This window comes from Arthrobacter sp. DNA4, from assembly GCF_024362385.1.
Classification (GTDB): Bacteria; Actinomycetota; Actinomycetes; order Actinomycetales; family Micrococcaceae; genus Arthrobacter.
Genome location: NZ_CP101466.1, coordinates 1,309,204 through 1,326,879, shown reverse-complemented (window position 1 = coordinate 1,326,879; position 17,676 = coordinate 1,309,204). Strand labels below are relative to the sequence as shown.

15 protein-coding genes, 1 tRNA gene and 1 pseudogene are annotated in these 17,676 nt (G+C 66.2%); 2 read left to right on the top strand and 15 right to left on the bottom strand.

Annotated elements, in window-relative coordinates; all coding sequences use genetic code 11:
• Positions 1–7: 7 nt before the first annotated feature.
• Positions 8–964: an aldose 1-epimerase family protein gene (locus tag NMQ03_RS06230; protein ID WP_255174861.1), complete on the bottom strand. Its 957-nt coding sequence runs from the start codon at positions 962–964 to the stop codon at positions 8–10.
• A 101-nt stretch (positions 965–1,065) separates the two neighbouring features.
• On the opposite strand from NMQ03_RS06230, the gene galT reads away from it, so the two are divergent.
• Entirely contained in the window at positions 1,066–2,223 is a 1,158-nt protein-coding gene (gene galT, locus NMQ03_RS06225; protein WP_255174860.1) for a galactose-1-phosphate uridylyltransferase, read from the top strand.
• The gene (galK, locus tag NMQ03_RS06220; RefSeq protein WP_255174859.1) at positions 2,220–3,407 is read left to right on the top strand and encodes a galactokinase; all 1,188 of its coding nucleotides are present in this window, start codon (positions 2,220–2,222) and stop codon (positions 3,405–3,407) included. Before galT ends, galK begins: the two co-directional genes overlap by 4 nt.
• A 101-nt stretch (positions 3,408–3,508) precedes the next feature.
• Here galK and NMQ03_RS06215 read toward each other — a convergent pair whose 3' ends face one another.
• The 14 genes and pseudogenes from NMQ03_RS06215 to NMQ03_RS06150 form a co-directional block, all read right to left on the bottom strand.
• Positions 3,509–4,423 carry a Bax inhibitor-1/YccA family protein gene (locus tag NMQ03_RS06215; RefSeq protein ID WP_255174858.1) on the bottom strand — a complete coding sequence of 305 codons (915 nt, stop codon included), beginning with the start codon at positions 4,421–4,423 and terminating at the stop codon, positions 3,509–3,511.
• Positions 4,424–4,572: 149 nt separating this feature from the next.
• The gene (locus NMQ03_RS06210) at positions 4,573–5,280 is read right to left on the bottom strand and encodes an ABC transporter ATP-binding protein (RefSeq protein ID WP_369693215.1); all 708 of its coding nucleotides are present in this window, start codon (positions 5,278–5,280) and stop codon (positions 4,573–4,575) included.
• Entirely contained in the window at positions 5,273–6,253 is a 981-nt protein-coding gene (locus NMQ03_RS06205) for an ABC transporter ATP-binding protein (RefSeq protein WP_255174856.1), read from the bottom strand. Before NMQ03_RS06205 ends, NMQ03_RS06210 begins: the two co-directional genes overlap by 8 nt.
• Complete coding sequence (locus NMQ03_RS06200; protein WP_255174855.1) at positions 6,250–7,497, bottom strand: branched-chain amino acid ABC transporter permease; 1,248 nt, start codon at positions 7,495–7,497, stop codon at positions 6,250–6,252. Before NMQ03_RS06200 ends, NMQ03_RS06205 begins: the two co-directional genes overlap by 4 nt.
• Positions 7,494–8,501: a branched-chain amino acid ABC transporter permease gene (locus NMQ03_RS06195; RefSeq protein WP_159632548.1), complete on the bottom strand. Its 1,008-nt coding sequence runs from the start codon at positions 8,499–8,501 to the stop codon at positions 7,494–7,496. Before NMQ03_RS06195 ends, NMQ03_RS06200 begins: the two co-directional genes overlap by 4 nt.
• A 152-nt stretch (positions 8,502–8,653) precedes the next feature.
• A complete protein-coding gene (locus NMQ03_RS06190; protein ID WP_255174854.1) occupies positions 8,654–9,886 on the bottom strand; it encodes a branched-chain amino acid ABC transporter substrate-binding protein in 1,233 nt (410 codons plus the stop codon).
• Between the two features lie 247 nt (positions 9,887–10,133).
• Positions 10,134–10,207 (bottom strand) — tRNA-Leu (locus NMQ03_RS06185).
• A gap of 112 nt (positions 10,208–10,319) precedes the next feature.
• Complete coding sequence (locus NMQ03_RS06180; protein ID WP_255174853.1) at positions 10,320–11,783, bottom strand: NAD(P)/FAD-dependent oxidoreductase; 1,464 nt, start codon at positions 11,781–11,783, stop codon at positions 10,320–10,322.
• A 59-nt stretch (positions 11,784–11,842) separates the two neighbouring features.
• On the bottom strand, positions 11,843–13,225 hold the full coding sequence (locus NMQ03_RS06175; protein ID WP_255174852.1) for a S8 family serine peptidase: 1,383 nt from the start codon (positions 13,223–13,225) through the stop codon (positions 11,843–11,845).
• Between the two features lie 3 nt (positions 13,226–13,228).
• The gene (locus NMQ03_RS06170) at positions 13,229–14,176 is read right to left on the bottom strand and encodes a Ppx/GppA phosphatase family protein (RefSeq protein ID WP_303694922.1); all 948 of its coding nucleotides are present in this window, start codon (positions 14,174–14,176) and stop codon (positions 13,229–13,231) included.
• Entirely contained in the window at positions 14,173–14,844 is a 672-nt protein-coding gene (locus NMQ03_RS06165) for a DUF501 domain-containing protein (RefSeq protein WP_255174851.1), read from the bottom strand. The genes NMQ03_RS06170 and NMQ03_RS06165 overlap by 4 nt, the downstream gene beginning before the upstream one ends.
• A 27-nt stretch (positions 14,845–14,871) precedes the next feature.
• Positions 14,872–15,549, bottom strand: a pseudogene (locus tag NMQ03_RS06160) (septum formation initiator family protein).
• Positions 15,550–15,685: 136 nt separating this feature from the next.
• Complete coding sequence (gene eno, locus NMQ03_RS06155; RefSeq protein WP_110542781.1) at positions 15,686–16,966, bottom strand: phosphopyruvate hydratase; 1,281 nt, start codon at positions 16,964–16,966, stop codon at positions 15,686–15,688.
• Positions 16,967–17,084: 118 nt separating this feature from the next.
• Positions 17,085–17,675, bottom strand: coding sequence for a MazG nucleotide pyrophosphohydrolase domain-containing protein (locus NMQ03_RS06150; RefSeq protein ID WP_255175545.1), 591 nt, complete (start codon positions 17,673–17,675; stop codon positions 17,085–17,087).
• Position 17,676: the final 1 nt, after the last annotated feature.

Here is a 17,676-nt window from a genome sequence, read left to right as displayed (position 1 = left end):
ATGCAAACTACCGGCCCGCGCCGGGTGTGTAGTCGATCCCCCATTCCATGCTGAAGGACTCCCCGGCAGGCAGCCACCGGAGGCCGTCACCGGAGTTGAAGGCGTTGGTAAGCCCCGTCATTGGCTCCACCGCCACGGCCCGGGTCCGGCCTGGATACACGGTGCTCACGTAGATGTGGACGTACCGGCAGGATTCGTCCTGCCACAGCGACACCGCACTGCCGTCACCCGCTGCAAGGATGTGCCGGGCCACGCCGCCCTCAAAGCGGAGGTCCGTCAGGGCCACGTCCACGGCAAGGTCCGCGACGTGCCGGCCTGGACGGAAGTCAACGTCCCCGTCGACAGGGGCCGAACTGCGCGGAATCAAGCGCTCATCGGTCACCAGCCGGGTATCGGCGGCAACTGTCAGCTTCAGTTCCTCGACCGGAGTGTCACCCACCCGCAGGTAGGGGTGCGCGCCGAGGACGAAAGGCGCTGCCGCCGTCCCGTCATTGGTGAGGGTCTGCCGGACGCGCAGCCCGAGGTCTTCGGACAGCTGGTAGTCCACCCGGTGCCGCACCAGAAAGGGGTAGCCGTGCTGCGGGAAGACGACCGCTTCCAGCGCCACGGCGTGCGGGGACTCCCCCACCAGGGCATAGCCTGCGTTTCGAAGCAGGCCGTGGCTGGCGTTGTTGCGGGACACCTCGGTGATGTCCAGCTGCTGTTTCCTGCCGTCGAGGAACCATTGCCCGTCCTCCACCCTGTTGGCCCAGGGGGCGAGCGTGATGCCGGCCCCACCCGGGGAGATCTCATCGTCCCCGTAGGTCTCGGTCAGCAGGACCCCGCCCCGGCTGAACGAGCGCAGCCCGGCCGCGAGCTCGGTGACCACGGCCACGGCATCACCCCGGCGCAGTTCATATTGCCGGCCGGTGGCGCAGGCCCGGGTGGATGCAAGGGAGGTTTCCTGTGGGGAAGAGGCAGTCATGGGGATTACCGTATAACGGGCGGCGCCACACCTCCATCCCTCGTCATGTTACTTTTTGTTGTTAACTATTCTTTTCTGATCGCTTGTGCCACACTTTTTGCATGACAGGGATTACCAGCACCAGACTCTCCGACGGCCGGGAGCTGATTTATTTCGATGACGCCGGCACCAGCACCCCGCGCACCGGCAACCTCACCACCGACCACCGCGGCCTGCCGCCGCGGGGGGAACCGGGCGAGGTCCGCTTCGATGAGCTGACGGACGAATGGGTAGCCGTTGCCGCCCACCGCCAGGCCCGCACCCACCTTCCGCCGGCAGACCAGTGCCCCATCTGTCCCACCACTCCCGGGAATGCTTCCGAGATTCCTGCCGCGGACTATGACGTGGTGGTCTTCGAGAACCGGTTCCCCTCCCTGGGACCGGCGCTGGGGCCGGTCCCTGAGCATGCCGGATGGGGAACGAAGGGCCCTGCGTACGGCCGCTGCGAGGTGGTGTCGTTCACCCCGGACCACACCGGATCCTTCAGCGGGCTGAGCCAGGAGCGGTCCCGGACCGTGATTGAAGCCTGGTCGCAGCGCACCGCTGCCCTCAGTGCCATGGCGGGGGTCAAGCAAGTCTTCCCGTTCGAAAACCGCGGCGCCGACATCGGCGTTACGCTGCACCACCCGCACGGGCAAATCTACGCCTACCCCTACGTCACGCCCCGCGCCGGCGTCCTGGGTGCGGCGGCCCGGAAGTACTACGACGCAAGGGACGGCAGGGACACCCTGACCGGTTCGTTGCTGCGCGCCGAGCGGGAGGACGGCAGCAGGATGGTGCTGGAAGGGACGCACTTCAGCGCCTACGTGCCCTTCGCAGCCCGGTGGCCCCTGGAAATCCACCTGGTGCCGCACCGCCAGGTCGCCGACCTCGCCGCCCTGGGCGGGGAAGAAAAGGATGAGTTGGCGCATGTCTACCTGGACCTGCTCAAGCGGGTCGACGCCCTGTACCCCACGCCCACTCCGTACATCTCCGCATGGCACCAAGCCCCGCTGGATGACGTCCTGCGGCCGGCGGGATACCTCCACCTGCAGCTGACCTCCCCTCGCAGGGCAGCCGACAAGCTGAAGTATCTGGCCGGGTCGGAGGCAGCCATGGGCGCTTTCATCAATGACACCACTCCCGAAAGCGTGGCGGAACGGCTCCGCAATGTTGCCGTCCCGCCGTCGTCCACGCCTGCTGCCGCCCTCGCAGCCACCCCGGAAGGAGCCTCCGCGTGACCACCCGGAACCAGGACAACAACCAGGCCGCAGTTGCCACACCGCAGGACCTGGGCGCCCGCTTTGAGCAGGAGTTCGGCAGCGCTCCCGACGGCGTGTGGCAGGCGCCCGGCCGGGTCAATCTCATCGGCGAACACACGGACTACAACGAAGGCTTCGTCCTGCCCTTCGCCATCGACCGCACCGCGCGGGTGGCCGTCGCCGTGCGGCAGGACGCCACCATGCGGCTGCTGTCCACGTACGGCGACCAGGGGGTGGTCAGCACCAAACTCGAAGCCCTGCAGCCGGGAACGGCAAAGGGCTGGACCAAGTACCCCCTGGGCGTCGTGTGGGCGCTGCGGCAACGGGGGATCGACGTCCCCGGGCTGGACCTGCTCCTGGACTCAAACGTTCCGCTCGGCGCCGGCCTGTCGTCGTCGCACGCCATTGAATGTGCCGTCATTACCGCACTGAACGACCTCACGGGCGCCGGGCTGGAGGCCGAGGACATGGTGCTGGCAACCCAGCGGGCTGAGAATGACTTCGTCGGGGCACCCACCGGCATCATGGACCAGTCCGCATCCCTGCGCGGGTCAAAAGGCCACGCAGTGTTCCTGGACTGCCGGGACCAGACGGCGCGCCTGGTTCCGTTTGAGACCGGACCCGCCGGCCTGGTGCTCCTGGTGATCGACACCAAGGTGTCGCACTCCCACGCCGACGGGGGCTACGCCTCGCGGCGGGCATCCTGCGAGCTGGGCGCGGAGGTCATGGGGGTGAAGGCCCTTCGGGACCTGGATGTGGCGGACCTTGAGGAAGCCAGCGGGCTGCTGGACGAGGTCACGTTCCGTCGCGTGCGGCACGTGGTCACCGAGAACAACCGGGTGCTCCAGACCGTGGAGCTGCTGGGCGGCCCCGGTCCCGGCGCCATCGGCCCGCTGCTGGACGCCAGCCACGCCTCCATGCGCGACGACTTCGAAATCTCGTGCCCGGAACTGGACCTGGCCGTGGACACCTCCCGTGCCAACGGCGCCATCGGCGCACGCATGACGGGCGGCGGCTTCGGCGGGGCGGCAATTGCCCTGACGCCGGTGGACGCGGAACAGAAGGTGCGTGACGCTGTCGCCGGGGCTTTTGCCGACGCCGGCTTCGCGGCGCCTGAGATCTTCACCGTCTCCCCCGCCGCCGGCGCCATGCGGATCGCCTAGGCAGGCGCGGTCCGTCAGGGGCACGTTAACGGCCGTGGGCCCCACCAGTTTGGTGGGGCCCACGGTTGGTTAACGTACGACGGCGGAAGTTGCCGGTGTGCCTAGTCGTCGCCGCGCAGGATGGCCAGCAGGCGGATGATCTCCACGTAGAGCCAGACCAGCGTGACGGTCAGGCCGAAGGCGGCCGTCCAGGAGAAGCGCTGCGGGGCACCATTGCGGACGCCCTCCTCGATGCTGGTGAAGTCCATGATCAGCGAGAAGGCGGCGAGGCCGATGGCCAACAGGCCGATGAAGACGCCCAGCGGGATGCCGAAGATCTCAATGCTGCGCATGCCGAAGGGTTGCTGCAGGACGCCGGTCCACATCATCACCATGTTGACCAGGGAGAACACGGCGTAGCCGATGATGGCGATCATGAAGAACCGCATGGCCTTCGGGGTGGCGCGGACCTTGCCGCTCTTGAACAGCAGCAGGGTCACAGCGAACACCGAGAGCGTGCCGATCACGGCCTGCAGCCCGACGCCGGGGAACATGCCGTCCAGGATCCGGGTCAGGCCGCCGAGGAAGAGACCTTCCAATGCCGCGTAGGCCAGGATCAGTGCCGGTGAAGGCTGCTTCTTGAACGTGTTCACGAGGGCCAGGACGAAGCCGCCCAAGGCTCCGACGATCATCAGCATGGAGGCCAGCTGCTGCGCCACCGTGAGGGTGATGGCAGCGCCCACCACCACGGCGCCGAGGCATGCGGCGGTCTTCATGATGACGTCGTCGAACGTCATCCGGCCGGTGTCGGCGGGGCCAGCCGAGGGCTGGCTGTACATCTGCCGGAGCTGTTCGTCAGTCATGCTCTGGGGCTGCGTGCCCCAGCCCTGCTGGCCGTAGGGCTGCTGGCCATACGGTTGCTGGCCGTAGGGCTGCTGGCCATAGGGAGCGCCATAAGGGGCCTGCGGTACAGGCGGTGCCTGGGTGGCTCCACGGAAACTCTTTCCGTTGAAGATCGGGTTGCCGCCAAGTGCCATTGCGGGATTCCTCCATTGTGGGGTGGGTGATGAGCTTGTTGTTACGCTACCAATTCCCACGCGGGGGCCGCCGGGAAAGTTCCCAAGGGGCCCGGTTGCAACCGAACCGTGACCGTTGCGCCCCTGGACGCACCGGGCCCCACCGGGAACTAACCCACGCCCAGGTAGGCCTCCTTGACGGTGGGATCTTCCAACAGTTCCTTGCCCGTGCCGCTGTGGGTGATCTCCCCCGTCTCCAGCACAAAGGCGCGGTGCGCCCCGGCCAGAGCCTGGTTGGCGTTCTGCTCCACCACCAGGACCGTGGTGCCCTGGTTGTTGATTTCCTTGATGATCTTGAAAATCTGGCGGATGAACTGTGGGGCGAGGCCCATGGAGGGCTCGTCGAGCAGCAGCAGTCTCGGATTGGACATGAGAGCCCGGCCGATGGCCAGCATCTGCTGCTCACCGCCGGACATCGTGCCGCCGAACTGTTTTTCCCGCTCTTTCAGCCGCGGAAACAGGTCGAAGACGCGGTCCAGGTCCTTCGCTACGCCGCTTCTGTCTTTGCGCCCGAACGTTCCCATGTCGAGGTTTTCCATGACGGTCATCCCCGGGAAGATGCCGCGCCCTTCGGGGGCCTGGGAGATTCCGTGCACCACGCGGATGTGGGCCTTCATCTTGGTGATGTCCTGGCCCTCGAAAGTGATCCTGCCTTCGGAGCAGTTCAGCAGGCCCGAGATGGTCCGCATGGTGGTGGTCTTGCCGGCACCGTTGGCACCGATCAGCGCCACCACTTCGCCTTCGTCGACGGTGAAGGAGATGTCCCGCAGGGCCTGGATGCGGCCGTAGTGGACGGACACTCCCTCAAGTTCAAGCAACGTCATCTTCAGGCTCCCCTAGGTAAGCAGCAATAACACGCGGGTCTTCGCGGATCTCCCGCGGCAGTCCGTCCGCGATCTTCTTCCCGAATTCCAGTACGACAATCCGGTCTGTCACACCCATGACCAGCTTCATGTCGTGCTCGATCAGCAGCACGGTGTAGCCCTCATCCCTGATGGTGCGGATCAGCGCCATCAGTTCCTCTTTTTCGGCCGGGTTGAAGCCGGCAGCCGGCTCGTCCAGGCAGAGGACCTTTGGATCAGTGGCCAAGGCACGCGCAATCTCAAGCCGCCGCTGGTAGCCGTACGGCAGTTGCCGGGACAGGACATGCGCATGGCTGCCGATGCCCACGAAGTCCAGCAGGGCCATGCCGCGCTCAATGGCAGACTTTTCCTCCTTGATGTGGGTGGGCAGGCGAAGCAGTGCTCCGCCCACGCTGGTCCGGTGCCGCGCGTCCAGGCCCACCACCACGTTCTCCAGGGCTGTCATTTCCCCGAACAGGCGGATGTTCTGGAACGTGCGGGACAGGCCCAGCCGGGTGATCTTGTGCTGCTTGATGCCGTTCAGGACCTGCCCCTCCAGCACCACTTTTCCGCTGGTGGGCTTGTACACGCCGGTCATCGCATTGAAGCACGTGGTCTTGCCGGCGCCGTTGGGCCCGATGAGGCCCAGGATCTCGCCACGCTTGATGTTGAAGCTGATGTTGTCCAGTGCCACCAGGCCGCCGAACTTGATGGTCAGGTTCTGCACCTCGACAATGTTGTCGCCCACCTTGACCGCGATATCGCGGTCCGGGGCCACTTTCTCGGCCAATTCCTGGTCCACTCCTGCTTCGGCGAGGGCCTCGATGTCCAGCTCCGGCGCGACGGGGGCCGCCGAACCGTCCTGAACCGTACTGTCCTGGCCTGTGCTGTCCTGGGCCAACTGCTCCTCCACACTGCTGGAGCCCGCGTGCCTTTCCTCGGAGCTCATGCCTCCGCTCCTCTCTGTCCGGCCGCATGCGTCCCGGGGCCGGCTGGTGGATTGTTCGGGTCTTTCGGCTCCGTGCCGTCGCGGCTGGTGACCTTATTAAGTGCCGTCCTGCCATACGCCAGCAGCCGCTGCCGTGCGGGCAGAAGTCCCTGGGAACGGAAGATCATGATCAGCACCAGCGCAATCCCGAAGATCAGGTACTTGTATTCGGCAATGGCCGTGAACCTCAACGGGATGTAGCTGACCAGGGCTCCACCCAGGATGGCGCCCACCTTGTTGCCGGCCCCGCCCAGCACCACTGCGGCGAGGAACAGGATGGATGTTGTGACGTCGAACTTCTGGTTGTTGACGAACCCCACCTGCCCGGCGAAGAGTGCTCCGGAAAGGCCGCCGACGGCAGCACCGATCGCGAAGGCCCACACCTTGTACTTGAAGGTGGGAACACCCATGATTTCCGCGGCGTCCTCATCCTCGCGGATGGCAATCCAGGCGCGGCCTACCCGGCTGCGTTCCAGGTTGCCCACCAGGAGGGTGACGATGATGATGATGGTCAAGGTCAGCCAGTACCAGGGCACACCGTTTGAGTTGGAGAAGATCGGCGTTCCGTCAGCCCCGTCACCCGGCGGGTGGCCGACGTTCTGGAAACCCACCTGGCCTTTCATGGCAGGAATGATGGTGGCCAGGATGCGGATGATCTCGCCGAAGCCGAGCGTCACGATGGCGAGATAGTCGCCCCTGAGCCGGAGTGTGGGCACGCCCAGCATGACGCCGAAGAACATGGTGACTGCCATGGCCACCGGAAGCGTCCACAGGTAAGGGATGTGCAGGTAGGGCGAATCCGGGCTGGTCAGCATGGCGGCAACGTACGAACCCACCGCGAAGAAGGCGACGTAGCCAAGGTCCAGGAGGCCGGCGTACCCCACCACGATGTTGAGGCCAACGGCGATCAGCGCAAAGCGTGCCATGTCGAAACAGGCCAGGGCGAAGTTGTTGCCGGGTTCAGTGGTGATGATCGGCGGGTTGAGCAGCGGCAGCAGGTAGGCCAGGACGACCACGATGACCAGGAAGGCCCACTGCTGTTGGCGGGACAGGGCGTGCCAGCGGTCGGAGAAGTAGCCGGGCTTGCGTTTGCCCTGCTGCCGGAGTGTGCTCCTGCCCGGCGCTTTTGACGATGCTTCGCGTTCCTCTGCTGCCTGCTCGGCCGCGGCTGTCTGCAGCGGCGTGGGGCCGTCCGTCATACTCATGCTTTGCTCCTTCCAAGGGAGGTTCCCAGGATGCCCTCGGGCCGCAGCAGCAGCACGAGCACCAGCACCACGAACGCCACGACGTCGGTCCACTGCGAGTTGCCCAGCAGGATCTGGCCGTAGTTGCCGATCAGGCCAAGGAGCAGTCCGCCCAGCAGTGCACCGCGCACGTTGCCGATGCCGCCAAGCACCGCGGCAGCGAACGCCTTGATGCCCAGGACGAAACCACCGCTGTACTGGACACCGGACGGGATTTTCATGACGTAGAACAAGGCGGCGGCTCCTGCGAGCAGTCCTCCGATGACGAAGGTGGTAATAATGATGCGCTCTTTGTTGACGCCCATCAACGTGGCGGTGTCGGGGTCCTGGGCGACCGCCCGGATGCCGCGGCCCGTGCGCGACTTGCTGATGAACCTGTCGATGCCCACCATCATGATCACGGCGGCGATGATGATCACCAGCTGCTGCGAATCGATGATGGTACCGAAGACGTCGAAAATGGGGGTGGGCCGGAACATGGTCAGGGCCAGTTCGGGGCTGGGGCCACGCCACAGGTAAATGAGGTACTGGATGGTGAAGGAAGCGCCAATGGCCGTGATCAGGAAGACCAGGCGGGGCGCGTTCCGTTGCCGCAGGGGTTTGTAGGCGATCCGCTCCAGCAGGAAGGCTGTCACGGCTGACGCCACCATGGCCAGGACCAGCGCCAGCAACAGGTTCAGGATGATGGCCCAGATGTCGAGCCGGGGAGCTGAAGGGCCGAAGCCAAGGCTGCTGAGGGTGAAGAAGACGGCGTAGCAGCCAACGATGAACACTTCCGAGTGGGCGAAGTTGATGAGGTTCAGGACGCCGTAAACCAGGGTGTAGCCCAACGCTACGAGCGCATAAATGGCCCCGAACGTGAGGCCGTCAAACGTGGCACTCCAGAAGTTCTGGGCCAGCGACGGTATGTCGAAGGTGATCCAGTCGTTTTCCATCGGGAGTAGTGGGACAAGAGAGGGAAGCATGGGAACATCCTGATCCAGTTGCACGCGGCCTTGTGGGCCCGGCCGTGGGACTTGTGTCTATTGACGTTGCTTGGTCCTGGGCTGCTGCCAAGCCAAGAAAAGGCTGTGGGGGCCTGCTGATGCTGGCCCCCACAGCCGGTTCATGCTGGTTGCTACTCCCCGATGGGGCCGATGGGAACGATCTTTCCGTTTTCCACCTTGTAGCCGTAGACGGTCGGGGCCTGGAGCTCGCCCTTGGCATCCCACTTGTAGTGCTTGCTCAGGCCGTCCTTGTCGTAGGCCTTGACCCAGGCCAGCAGGTCCGCACGGCTCTGCTTGCCTGCGTCAATGCCGGAGAGGAGGACGGTTGCGGCGTCGTAGCCCTCGATGGAGTACGTACCGGGTTCCGCTCCCTTGGAAACGTCCTTGTAGGCCGAGGCGAAGTCGGGGATGAGCTCGCCCGGGAGGCAGGGGCAGGTGAAGTAGGCGTTGTTGGAAGCGTCGCCTGCCTGCTTGATGAACTGGTCGTCCTTCACACCGTCAGGCGCTACGAACGTTCCGGCGAATCCCTTGCCAACCAGCTGCTGGTCGAACGGTGCGCCTTCGGCGTAGTAGCCGGCGTAGAACACGGCGTCGGCCTTGGCGTTCATGATCTTGGAGATCACGGCGGAGAAGTCCTTCTGCCCTGTGGTCACCTTCTCCGTTCCGGCCAGGGCGCTGCCCAGGCCCGCGGAGGTGGAGGTTCCCAGGCCAATGCCGTAGTCGGAGTCGTCCTGGACCAGGTACACCTTCTTGGCGCCGAGCTTGCCGGTGAGGAACTTGGCGGCTGCGGGGCCCTGGACGGCGTCATTGCCGAGGCCGCGGAAGAAGGTGGTCCAGCCGTTTTCGGTCAGTGTGGGGTTGGTGGCCGACGGGGTGATGTGGACCAGGCCCTTCTGCTCGAAGATGTTGCCCGTGGCCTTGGACTCGCCGGAGAACGGCAGGCCGATCACACCAACAATGTCCGACTCGCTCACCAGCTGGGTGACGGGGCCGGTGGCCTTGTTGGGGTCGCCTTCAGTGTCGAACTTCTTGAACTGGACCTGGCAGCCCGGGTTGGACTTGTTGTGCTGGTCAATGGCCAGCTGGATGCCGTTGAAGATGTTGACACCGAGCTGGGCGTTGGGGCCGGTCTGCGCGCCTGCGTAGGCGAGCGTGGTGGTCGCGGGGCAGGTCGCCTTGCCGTCACCGGCGGGCTTTACCGCACCGGCAGGGACGTCGACTTTCGAAATGGCGGGGATGTTCACCTTGCTGGACGAACCCGAGCTTTCGGTGGTGCCGGGGCCCGCCTGGTTGGCACAGGCCGACAGCAGCATGCTGAATGTGGCTGCTGCTGCCAACGAGGTGAGGACTTTCTTTCGGTACATTTGTCTGCCTTCCGAAACAGGGCCATGCGATGCGCGTGCGGATCAATGGGGCGCTTCGGCGCCCGGAATGGGACCAGGTATTCCTGATTTAGCTTCAAGCTAATGCATAGACAGCAGCGAAACTAAGTGACTGAGGTCACAGCCTTATAACAGTCGTTGCCTATGCGGAATTAAACGCAGGAAGCCGCCTGCTGTGCAGGCGGCTTCCTGGTGTCCAAACCCTGGCGGCGCCGGAAGGGACAGGATGTACCCCAGGTGGGACTCGAACCCACAACACGCGGATTTTAAGTCCGCTGCCTCTGCCAATTGGGCTACTGGGGCGCCGGGTCAATGGTACCTGCCCGGGACGCGTTGGCTGGAAACGCCGACGGCGGCCGCCCCGCAAAGGGGACAGCCGCCGTCGTGCGCTGTGAAGCGTGGTGGAACAGGCGCGCTACTTGGCGTTTGCCGCTACCGTTTCCTTGGGAGCGGCGGCGGCAGCGCTGGAGCCGGCGGCCGGAACCGCTGCGGGCGCAGCGGCAGGCTTCGGTGCCGGGGTGGCTGCCGAGACGAAGGCACCGCGGGGGTTGTCCAGGTCCATCAGCTGCGTGGTGTCGCGTCCGGCGAAGAAGCCGATGATCCAGTTCAGGATGACGCGGAACTTGCGCTCCACCGTGGGCATGGCCATGCCGTGGTAGCCACGGTGGGCCAGCCATGCGAGTCCACCCTTGAGGCCGATGCGGCCCAGGAGGTTGATGTTGGCGACGCCCTTCCATTCGCCGAAGCCTGCTACGGCACCAAGGTTCTTGTGCTTGTAGTCGGCCAGCGGCTTGTCCCAACGGGAAGCCCACAGGTTCTTGGCGAGGCGCTTGGCCTGGCGCAGGGCGTGCTGGGCGTTGGGGACGCAGGTGCCGTCCGGGAGGCCCTTGCCGGTGAGGTCCGGGACAGCGGCGATGTCGCCGGCGGCCCAGGCGTTCTCCACAATGCCTTCGTCGCCTGCGATGCGCAGGTCCGGCAGGACGCGGACGCGGCCACGGGGTTCGAGCGGGAAATCGGTGGAGCGGACCATCGGGTTCGCCTGCACGCCGGCCGTCCACACCAGGGTGTCTGCCTCGAACTCCTGGGCGGGGGTCTTGTCCGGGAGGTTGATGAGCTTCAGGGTGCCTTCGGCGCTGTCCAGCGAGGTGTTCAGCAGGACCTCGATACCGCGGCTGCGCAGGTGCTCAACCACCCAGTCAGCCTGCTTTGCAGTGACCTCGGGCATGATGCGGCCCATGGCTTCGACCAGGACGAAGCGGACTTCCTCCTGCTTGATGCGGGGGTTGTTGCGCACGGCGGCACGGGCGAGGTCTTCCATCTCGGTGATGCACTCGATGCCGGCGAAGCCGCCGCCGACCACCACGAAGGTGAGGGCCCTGGCGCGGGCTGCAGGGTCCGCCATGGTGGAGGCAACCTCGATGCGCTCCAGCAGCTTGTTGCGCAGGGCAACGGCTTCCTCGATGGTCTTCAGGCCGATGCCCTTGTCCGCCAGGCCCTTGATGGGGAAGGTGCGGGTGATGGCGCCGGCTGCGAGCACGACGTCGAAGTAGGGAACCTCGAAGTTCTCGCCGCCGTCGGCAGGAGCCACCACGGCCGTCCGGTTGACGTGGTCGATCGACGTGACGCGGCCCTGGATGAGTTCCGTCTGCTTGAGGTGCTGGCGGTGGGAGACCACTGCGTGGCGGGCTTCGATGTTGCCACCTGCCACCTCGGGGAGGAAGGGCTGGTAAGTCATGTAGGGCAGGGGATCAACGACGGTGACGATGCCACCGGCATTCGCGATCTTCTTCTGCAGTTTCAGTGCTACGTACAGGCCGACGTACCCGCCGCCGACGACGAGTACCCTGGGACGGTCCTGGAGCTGTGGGGTGGTTGCCATTGTTCAAGGATACAGGAGTTTGTGAAAATCTTCACTAGCCGTGCGGAGGCCCCCGTAACCTAGGAATCAGGCCGCGATTTGACCCTTTCCACCACGCCCGTGTCCGGTTCTTCCACGGCAAGGGAAGGGTTGCGAGCCGCCCGTCGGAGCTGGATGCCGGCGGCGGCGATGATGGCCACGAACAGGGCGGCAAAACCGATCACGACGGCGGCGCCGATGGCACTGTCGCGCTGGGACGGCGCCTTCGCGGCGGGAACGGTGGCTTCGGGCAGCGTGGGTGCCGCGCTGGGCGCTGAGGTTGCGGTGGGCAGCGGGGTTGCCGGGGCGGCGTTGCCCCGCCTGTGCACGCGGATCCACTCGGCGATGGTGCCCAGCGGATTGACTGAAACCTCCGGGACGTCAGCCTTGAGCGCTGCCTCGGCGTTGAGGATGCCGAAGCCGTACAGTGGATCCTTCCCCGGGGCGCCGGCGTCCTTCGCCGTGGAGACGATCCTGTTGATCACCTGTTCGGCGCTCATGTCCGGCCACCTGGACCGGATCAGGGCAGCAACGCCTGCCACGATGGGCGTGGACCCGGAGGTTCCGGCCCATTCCGCATAGCCTCCGCCCGGAAGGCCGCCCAGGAGGTTCTCGGCCGGCGCAGCCACTCCAATGCTGATGCCCTGCGAGGAGGCGTCCACGCTGGCCACGTTCTTGCGGTCCAGGCCGGCGACGGTGAGCACGCCGGGAATGGTGGCAGGGGCGCCCACCTGGGTATTGCCTCCCACCCGGTTTCCGGCGGCGGCTACGATGACCACGTCCTTCTGTTCCGCGTACAGGAAGGCGGCGTCCCAGCTTTGCGGCCACTGCGGCGTGGTGCTGCCGAGCGAGATGTTGATGACCTTGGCGCCGTTGTCCACCGCCCAGCGGACCGCCTCGGGAATCTGGTCCTGGTCGCTTTTGCCCGAGGGGTTGGCCGAGCCCAGCCAGGTGGAGACGGAGAGGAGCTGCGCTTCGGGCGCGACGCCGATGATGCCGTCCGGCGGAACAGCCGGCCCGGGGCTGGGGCTGGGGCTCGCGCTGGCGGGCTGGTGTCCGCGGCCTGCGAGCATGGTGGCTACCAGGGTGCCGTGTTCAGGCTTGGAGCCGACGCTTTTCTGGCCGTCCGGCTGGCCTGAGCCGGAGGCATCGTAACCGCCGACAACCGCGCCTTTGAGGTCCGGGTGCTGGGCATCGATGCCGCTGTCGATGACGGCCACCTTCACGCCGGCGCCCTTTGACACTTCCCAGGCCTTGGTAATGCCCGAATCCGCGAGCCAGTACTCCTTATCGCGCCACTCGTCGGCGTGTGCGGCGGGGGCCGTGAACAGGCCGGCGAACAGGCAGCACGCGGCCAGCAGGAGGGCCACCGCGGCGGCCGCGGCACGGGACACAAGCGGGCTTGAAGCTGGGGTGGGATGCATGGGCTACTCGATGCTCAGCGCGATGCCGTCAAGGATGTCGTGCTCGCTTGCGGTGGCCGCGGTGACCTTCCCGCCGGTCAGCTCCCCCATCCGTTCGAGGATCCGGCGCCACACCAGTCCCCCGGCGCCGATGACGTCCACGCGGCCGGGATGCATGTACGGCAGCGCAGCCCGCCCGGCCCGGGTCATCTCCAGCAGGTCGGTGGCGGCTTCGCGGATGTCCCCGATGGGCAGCGCAGCCCCGTGGATGGCGTCGGGCGAGTATTCCGGCAGGCGGAGCGCGTGCGCGGTGACGGTGGTGACGGACCCGGCCACACCGACGACGGCGGTGGCGCGTTCCAGGGGGACGTCGCGTCCGGCGCGGGCCATGGCTTCGTCCACGTCGGCTTCCGCGGCGGCAATCTGTTCGGCAGTGGGCGGATCGTTGCGCAGGTGCCGTTCAGTCAGCCGGACGCAGCCGATGTCCACGGATTTGGCAGCGGTCACGCCGGCGGCGGTGCCCAGGACGAATTCGGTGCTTCCCCCGCCGAGGTCCACCACGAGCACCTGCTGCCCGTCGAGGACGGGCAGCACGCTGCTGGCCCCGGCAAAGGACAACGCCGCTTCCTCGTCCCCGGAGATGACCTCCGGTTCCACTCCCAGCAGCTCCCTGACGCCGTCCACAAAGACGTCCCGGTTGCGTGCATCGCGGCTCGCGGAGGTGGCAACGAACCGGATCCGCTCTGCGCCATGCTCTTTGATCAGGCGGGCGTAGTCGGCCGTGGCGCCAAGCGTGCGTTCCAGTGCCTCCGGAGCCAGTTCGCCGGTGGCGTCCACGCCCTGGCCCAGCCGGACCACGCGCATCTCCCGGACGACGTCGGTGAGCTTTGTGCCGCCATTACTGCGGTCAATGTCGGCGATCAGGAGCCGGATGGAGTTGGTGCCGCAGTCGATGGCGGCGACGCGGGTCATTCGGATGCCTCTGTGGTTCCGGCGGATTTCCGGACCGGGGCGGGGCGGCCCACAATGTCCGGGAGCCCTTGGGGCCCGTGGCGGCTCAGGTCCCGGGATGGTGCCTCGCCGGTGGTGTCCCAGGCGCCGTCGCAGTAGCACTTGTCAGCAGTCCACCACTCAGTGATCATGTCCAGGGCCCGGTCCCCCAGGGGGTTGACGCCGCTGCCCGCAGCAAGGGAGTGGCCCACCAGGACATGCAGGCACTTGACGCGGGTGGGCATCCCGCCGGCGGACACGCCGTCGATCTCCGGCACCGGACCGATTCCGGAACGCTGCCCGATGGCGTCGCGGGCGGCCAGATACTCCCCGTGGGCCGCCCGGTAGGCAGCGGCAAGCCCGGCGTCAGCGGCCAGCTGCTCGTTCATGCTGTTCATGACCCCGGCAGCCTCAAGCCTGGAAACCGCGGACGTGATCACCGGGTGCGTCAGGTAGAAGGTGGTGGGAAACGGGGTGCCGTTGCTCAGCCGGGGCGCGGTGGCTGCCACGAGGGGGTTGCCACAGACGCAGCGGGCCGGAATCTCCACGACGTCGCGGACGGGTCGTCCCAGCTGCCTGCTCAGTACTTCAAGGTCGTGTGCTGTTGGTTGGCGGGATTCGTCCCGGGCGGCTGCCGTGTTGTGTTCCACTGTCGCGGGCCGTCCTTCCTGTGCGGTTCAGTCTGTGGCCGCGCGCCTGATGGACTCCCACAGGGAATCCACCCACGGCAGATCGGCGGGGTCTTGTGCTGCTGCGCCGCGGGGCTACTGCTTTCTCCGGTACTCATCGCTGCCAAAAACCCAGTAGCCGGTTTCGCCCGGCATAACCATGTTAATGCGGTCGCGGGCCTGCTGCTTGACGTAGTTGGGGTCCTGCCAGCGCGACACCTGCTGGCGGAGGACGTCGCCTTCGGCCTGGCGGGCGGCGATGTCAGCATTCAGGGCGTCTATTTCGGCCTTCTTGTCGAAGAAGATCTTGACTGTGGGGGCCAGCATCACGGTGATGGCGATCATCACCACGGCCAGTGCGAGCATGCGGCCGGAAAACGCCTTGGCGGGGACGGGATGCTGCTCCTCTTCGGGGCTGCGGGCATCCTTGCCGTCAACGGGACTGCTGCCTTTGCGCCCGGCGGCGGGCTTCGAAGATTTGGCCTCCCCCGCTTTCCCGGACCGGCCTGCAGCAGTTCCGCCCGCGTGGCTGTCCTTTGCAGGTGCGGGGGCTGCCGCGGACCCGCCCTTGGCCGGCCGGAAATCCGCCCGGATGACCTCGGCACCGCCGGAGGATCCGTCGTCGTCCGTTGCCTTGGCTGGACGGGCGGGTGCGACCTTGGGAACTTTGGGGCGGCGGGTAGCCATGACACTCCTGAAACGCAGCCTGCCGGGGCCGCCACTATCTGTGCTGGACGTTCACTGCTGAACAAATGCTGCTGGAAACAACAGCGGTGGCTATGGTCTTTCAACCATAGCCACCGCGGATGGGTTTAGGCGGTTACTAGCCCTTGAAACGCGGGAAGGCGCTGCGGCCGGCGTAGCGTGCGGCGTCGTCCAGTTCCTCTTCGATGCGCAGCAGCTGGTTGTACTTGGCTACGCGCTCGGAGCGGGCCGGTGCACCGGTCTTGATCTGGCCGGCGTTGGTGGCCACGGCGATGTCCGCGATGGTGGTGTCCTCAGTCTCGCCGGAGCGGTGCGAGGTGATGGTGGTGTAGCCGGCACGCTGGGCCAGGCTGACGGCGTCCAGGGTCTCGGTCAGCGAACCGATCTGGTTGACCTTGACCAGCAGGGAGTTGGCGGTCCTGGTGTCGATGCCGCGCTGCAGGATGGAGGGGTTGGTGACGAAGAGGTCGTCACCCACCAGCTGGACCTTGTCGCCGATGGCGTCGGTGAGGGTCTTCCAGCCGTCCCAGTCGTTCTCGTCCAGCGGGTCCTCGATGGAGACCAGCGGGTAGTCGGCAACGAGTTCGCCGTAGTACGCACTCATGTCGCTGGCGGACAGGGACTTGCCTTCGAACTGGTACGCGCCGTCCTTGTAGAACTCGGAGGAGGCAACGTCCAGGGCCAGGGCGATGTCCTTGCCCGGGGTGTAGCCGGCGTTCTTGATGGCCTCAGTGATGAGGTCCAGGGCTGCACGGTTGGACGGCAGGTTCGGTGCGAAGCCGCCTTCGTCGCCGAGGCCGGTGGACAGGCCCTTCTGCTGCAGTACGGACTTGAGGTTGTGGTAGACCTCAACGCCCCAGCGCAGGCCCTCGGAGAAGGTCTCGGCGCCGATCGGGGCGATCATGAATTCCTGGATGTCGACGTCGGAGTCGGCGTGGGAGCCTCCGTTGAGAATGTTCATCAGCGGCACGGGCAGGACGTGGGCGTTCGGGCCGCCCAAGTACTTGTAGAGCGGCAGGTCGGCGGAAGCAGCGGCTGCGTTGGCGACTGCCAGGGAGACGCCCAGGATGGCGTTGGCGCCCAGCTTGCCCTTGTTGGGGGTGCCGTCCAGGTCCAGCATGGCCTGGTCGATGCTGCGCTGGTCGGTGGCGTCGAAGCCGGTCAGGGCGGGGGCGATCTGGTCGATCACGGCGTCGACGGCCTTCTGCACGCCCTTGCCCAGGTAGCGGCCCTTGTCGCCGTCACGCAGTTCAACGGCCTCGTGCTCACCGGTGGAGGCGCCGGAGGGAACCGCGGCGCGGCCGATCTGGCCGTCCGACAGCAGGACTTCAACTTCAACGGTGGGGTTGCCGCGGGAATCGAGGATCTCGCGGGCGTGGATGGCATCGATAAGCGCCATGAATTTGCTCCTTATGGGCGATTAACGGGGGGAATCAGGCAGAAAACTCGACGTACTCGTCACGGTCCAGCCTAGTCGAGAGTGCTCCGGGTTACTCAAACCGGTCAAGGCCGGGACGTCATGATGGCGCTTGGTCGCTTTGGTCACTCTGGTCACGCTGGTAGCGGCGGACGGCGGCATTCAGGGCGCGCTCAGCGTCCATGCCGTTGTCCCGCGCAGAACGCACGACGGCGAGCAGCAGGTTTCCGAGCTCGTCCTCGCTTTCAGGGACGGGAGTCCCCGCGGGGAGCCCAAGGCCAGCACGCGCTGCACGGTCCAGGGACTTCTGCGCCCTGGCCAGCGCCGGGAGGGCCTGCGGGATGCCTTCGAAGGGGTCCTGCCGTTCCGGCTTTTCGGCCCGCTTTACGGCATCCCACTTCTGCTCGATCTCCGCCACGGTGGCCGGGAAGCTGTCCTGCAGGGAGCCGTCAGGCCGGAAGACATGGGGATTCCGCCGGATCATTTTGGCACCCAGGCCGCGCGCCACGTCGTCGAACGTAAAGGCGCCGCGCTCCTCAGCCAGGCGGGCATGGAGCACCACCTGGAGCAGCACGTCACCGAGCTCGCCCTGCAGCTCGGCGTCGGGGTGGCCTTCCTCGATGGTCTCGGCCACTTCGTAGGCCTCCTCCAGGAGGTATTCCACCAGCGACGCGTGCGTCAGGGCGCCCATC

Coding starts and splice junctions, on each gene's coding strand:
- NMQ03_RS06230 (WP_255174861.1), bottom strand. CDS start 964: ATGACTGCCTCTTCCCCACAGGAAACCTCCCTTGCATCCACCCGGGCC.
- galT (WP_255174860.1), top strand. CDS start 1,066: ATGACAGGGATTACCAGCACCAGACTCTCCGACGGCCGGGAGCTGATT.
- NMQ03_RS06215 (WP_255174858.1), bottom strand. CDS start 4,423: ATGGCACTTGGCGGCAACCCGATCTTCAACGGAAAGAGTTTCCGTGGA.
- NMQ03_RS06205 (WP_255174856.1), bottom strand. CDS start 6,253: ATGAGCTCCGAGGAAAGGCACGCGGGCTCCAGCAGTGTGGAGGAGCAG.
- NMQ03_RS06200 (WP_255174855.1), bottom strand. CDS start 7,497: ATGAGTATGACGGACGGCCCCACGCCGCTGCAGACAGCCGCGGCCGAG.
- NMQ03_RS06195 (WP_159632548.1), bottom strand. CDS start 8,501: ATGCTTCCCTCTCTTGTCCCACTACTCCCGATGGAAAACGACTGGATC.
- NMQ03_RS06190 (WP_255174854.1), bottom strand. CDS start 9,886: ATGTACCGAAAGAAAGTCCTCACCTCGTTGGCAGCAGCAGCCACATTC.
- NMQ03_RS06180 (WP_255174853.1), bottom strand. CDS start 11,783: ATGGCAACCACCCCACAGCTCCAGGACCGTCCCAGGGTACTCGTCGTC.
- NMQ03_RS06175 (WP_255174852.1), bottom strand. CDS start 13,225: ATGCATCCCACCCCAGCTTCAAGCCCGCTTGTGTCCCGTGCCGCGGCC.
- NMQ03_RS06170 (WP_303694922.1), bottom strand. CDS start 14,176: ATGACCCGCGTCGCCGCCATCGACTGCGGCACCAACTCCATCCGGCTC.
- eno (WP_110542781.1), bottom strand. CDS start 16,966: ATGGCGCTTATCGATGCCATCCACGCCCGCGAGATCCTCGATTCCCGC.
- NMQ03_RS06150 (WP_255175545.1), bottom strand. CDS start 17,675: ATGGGCGCCCTGACGCACGCGTCGCTGGTGGAATACCTCCTGGAGGAG.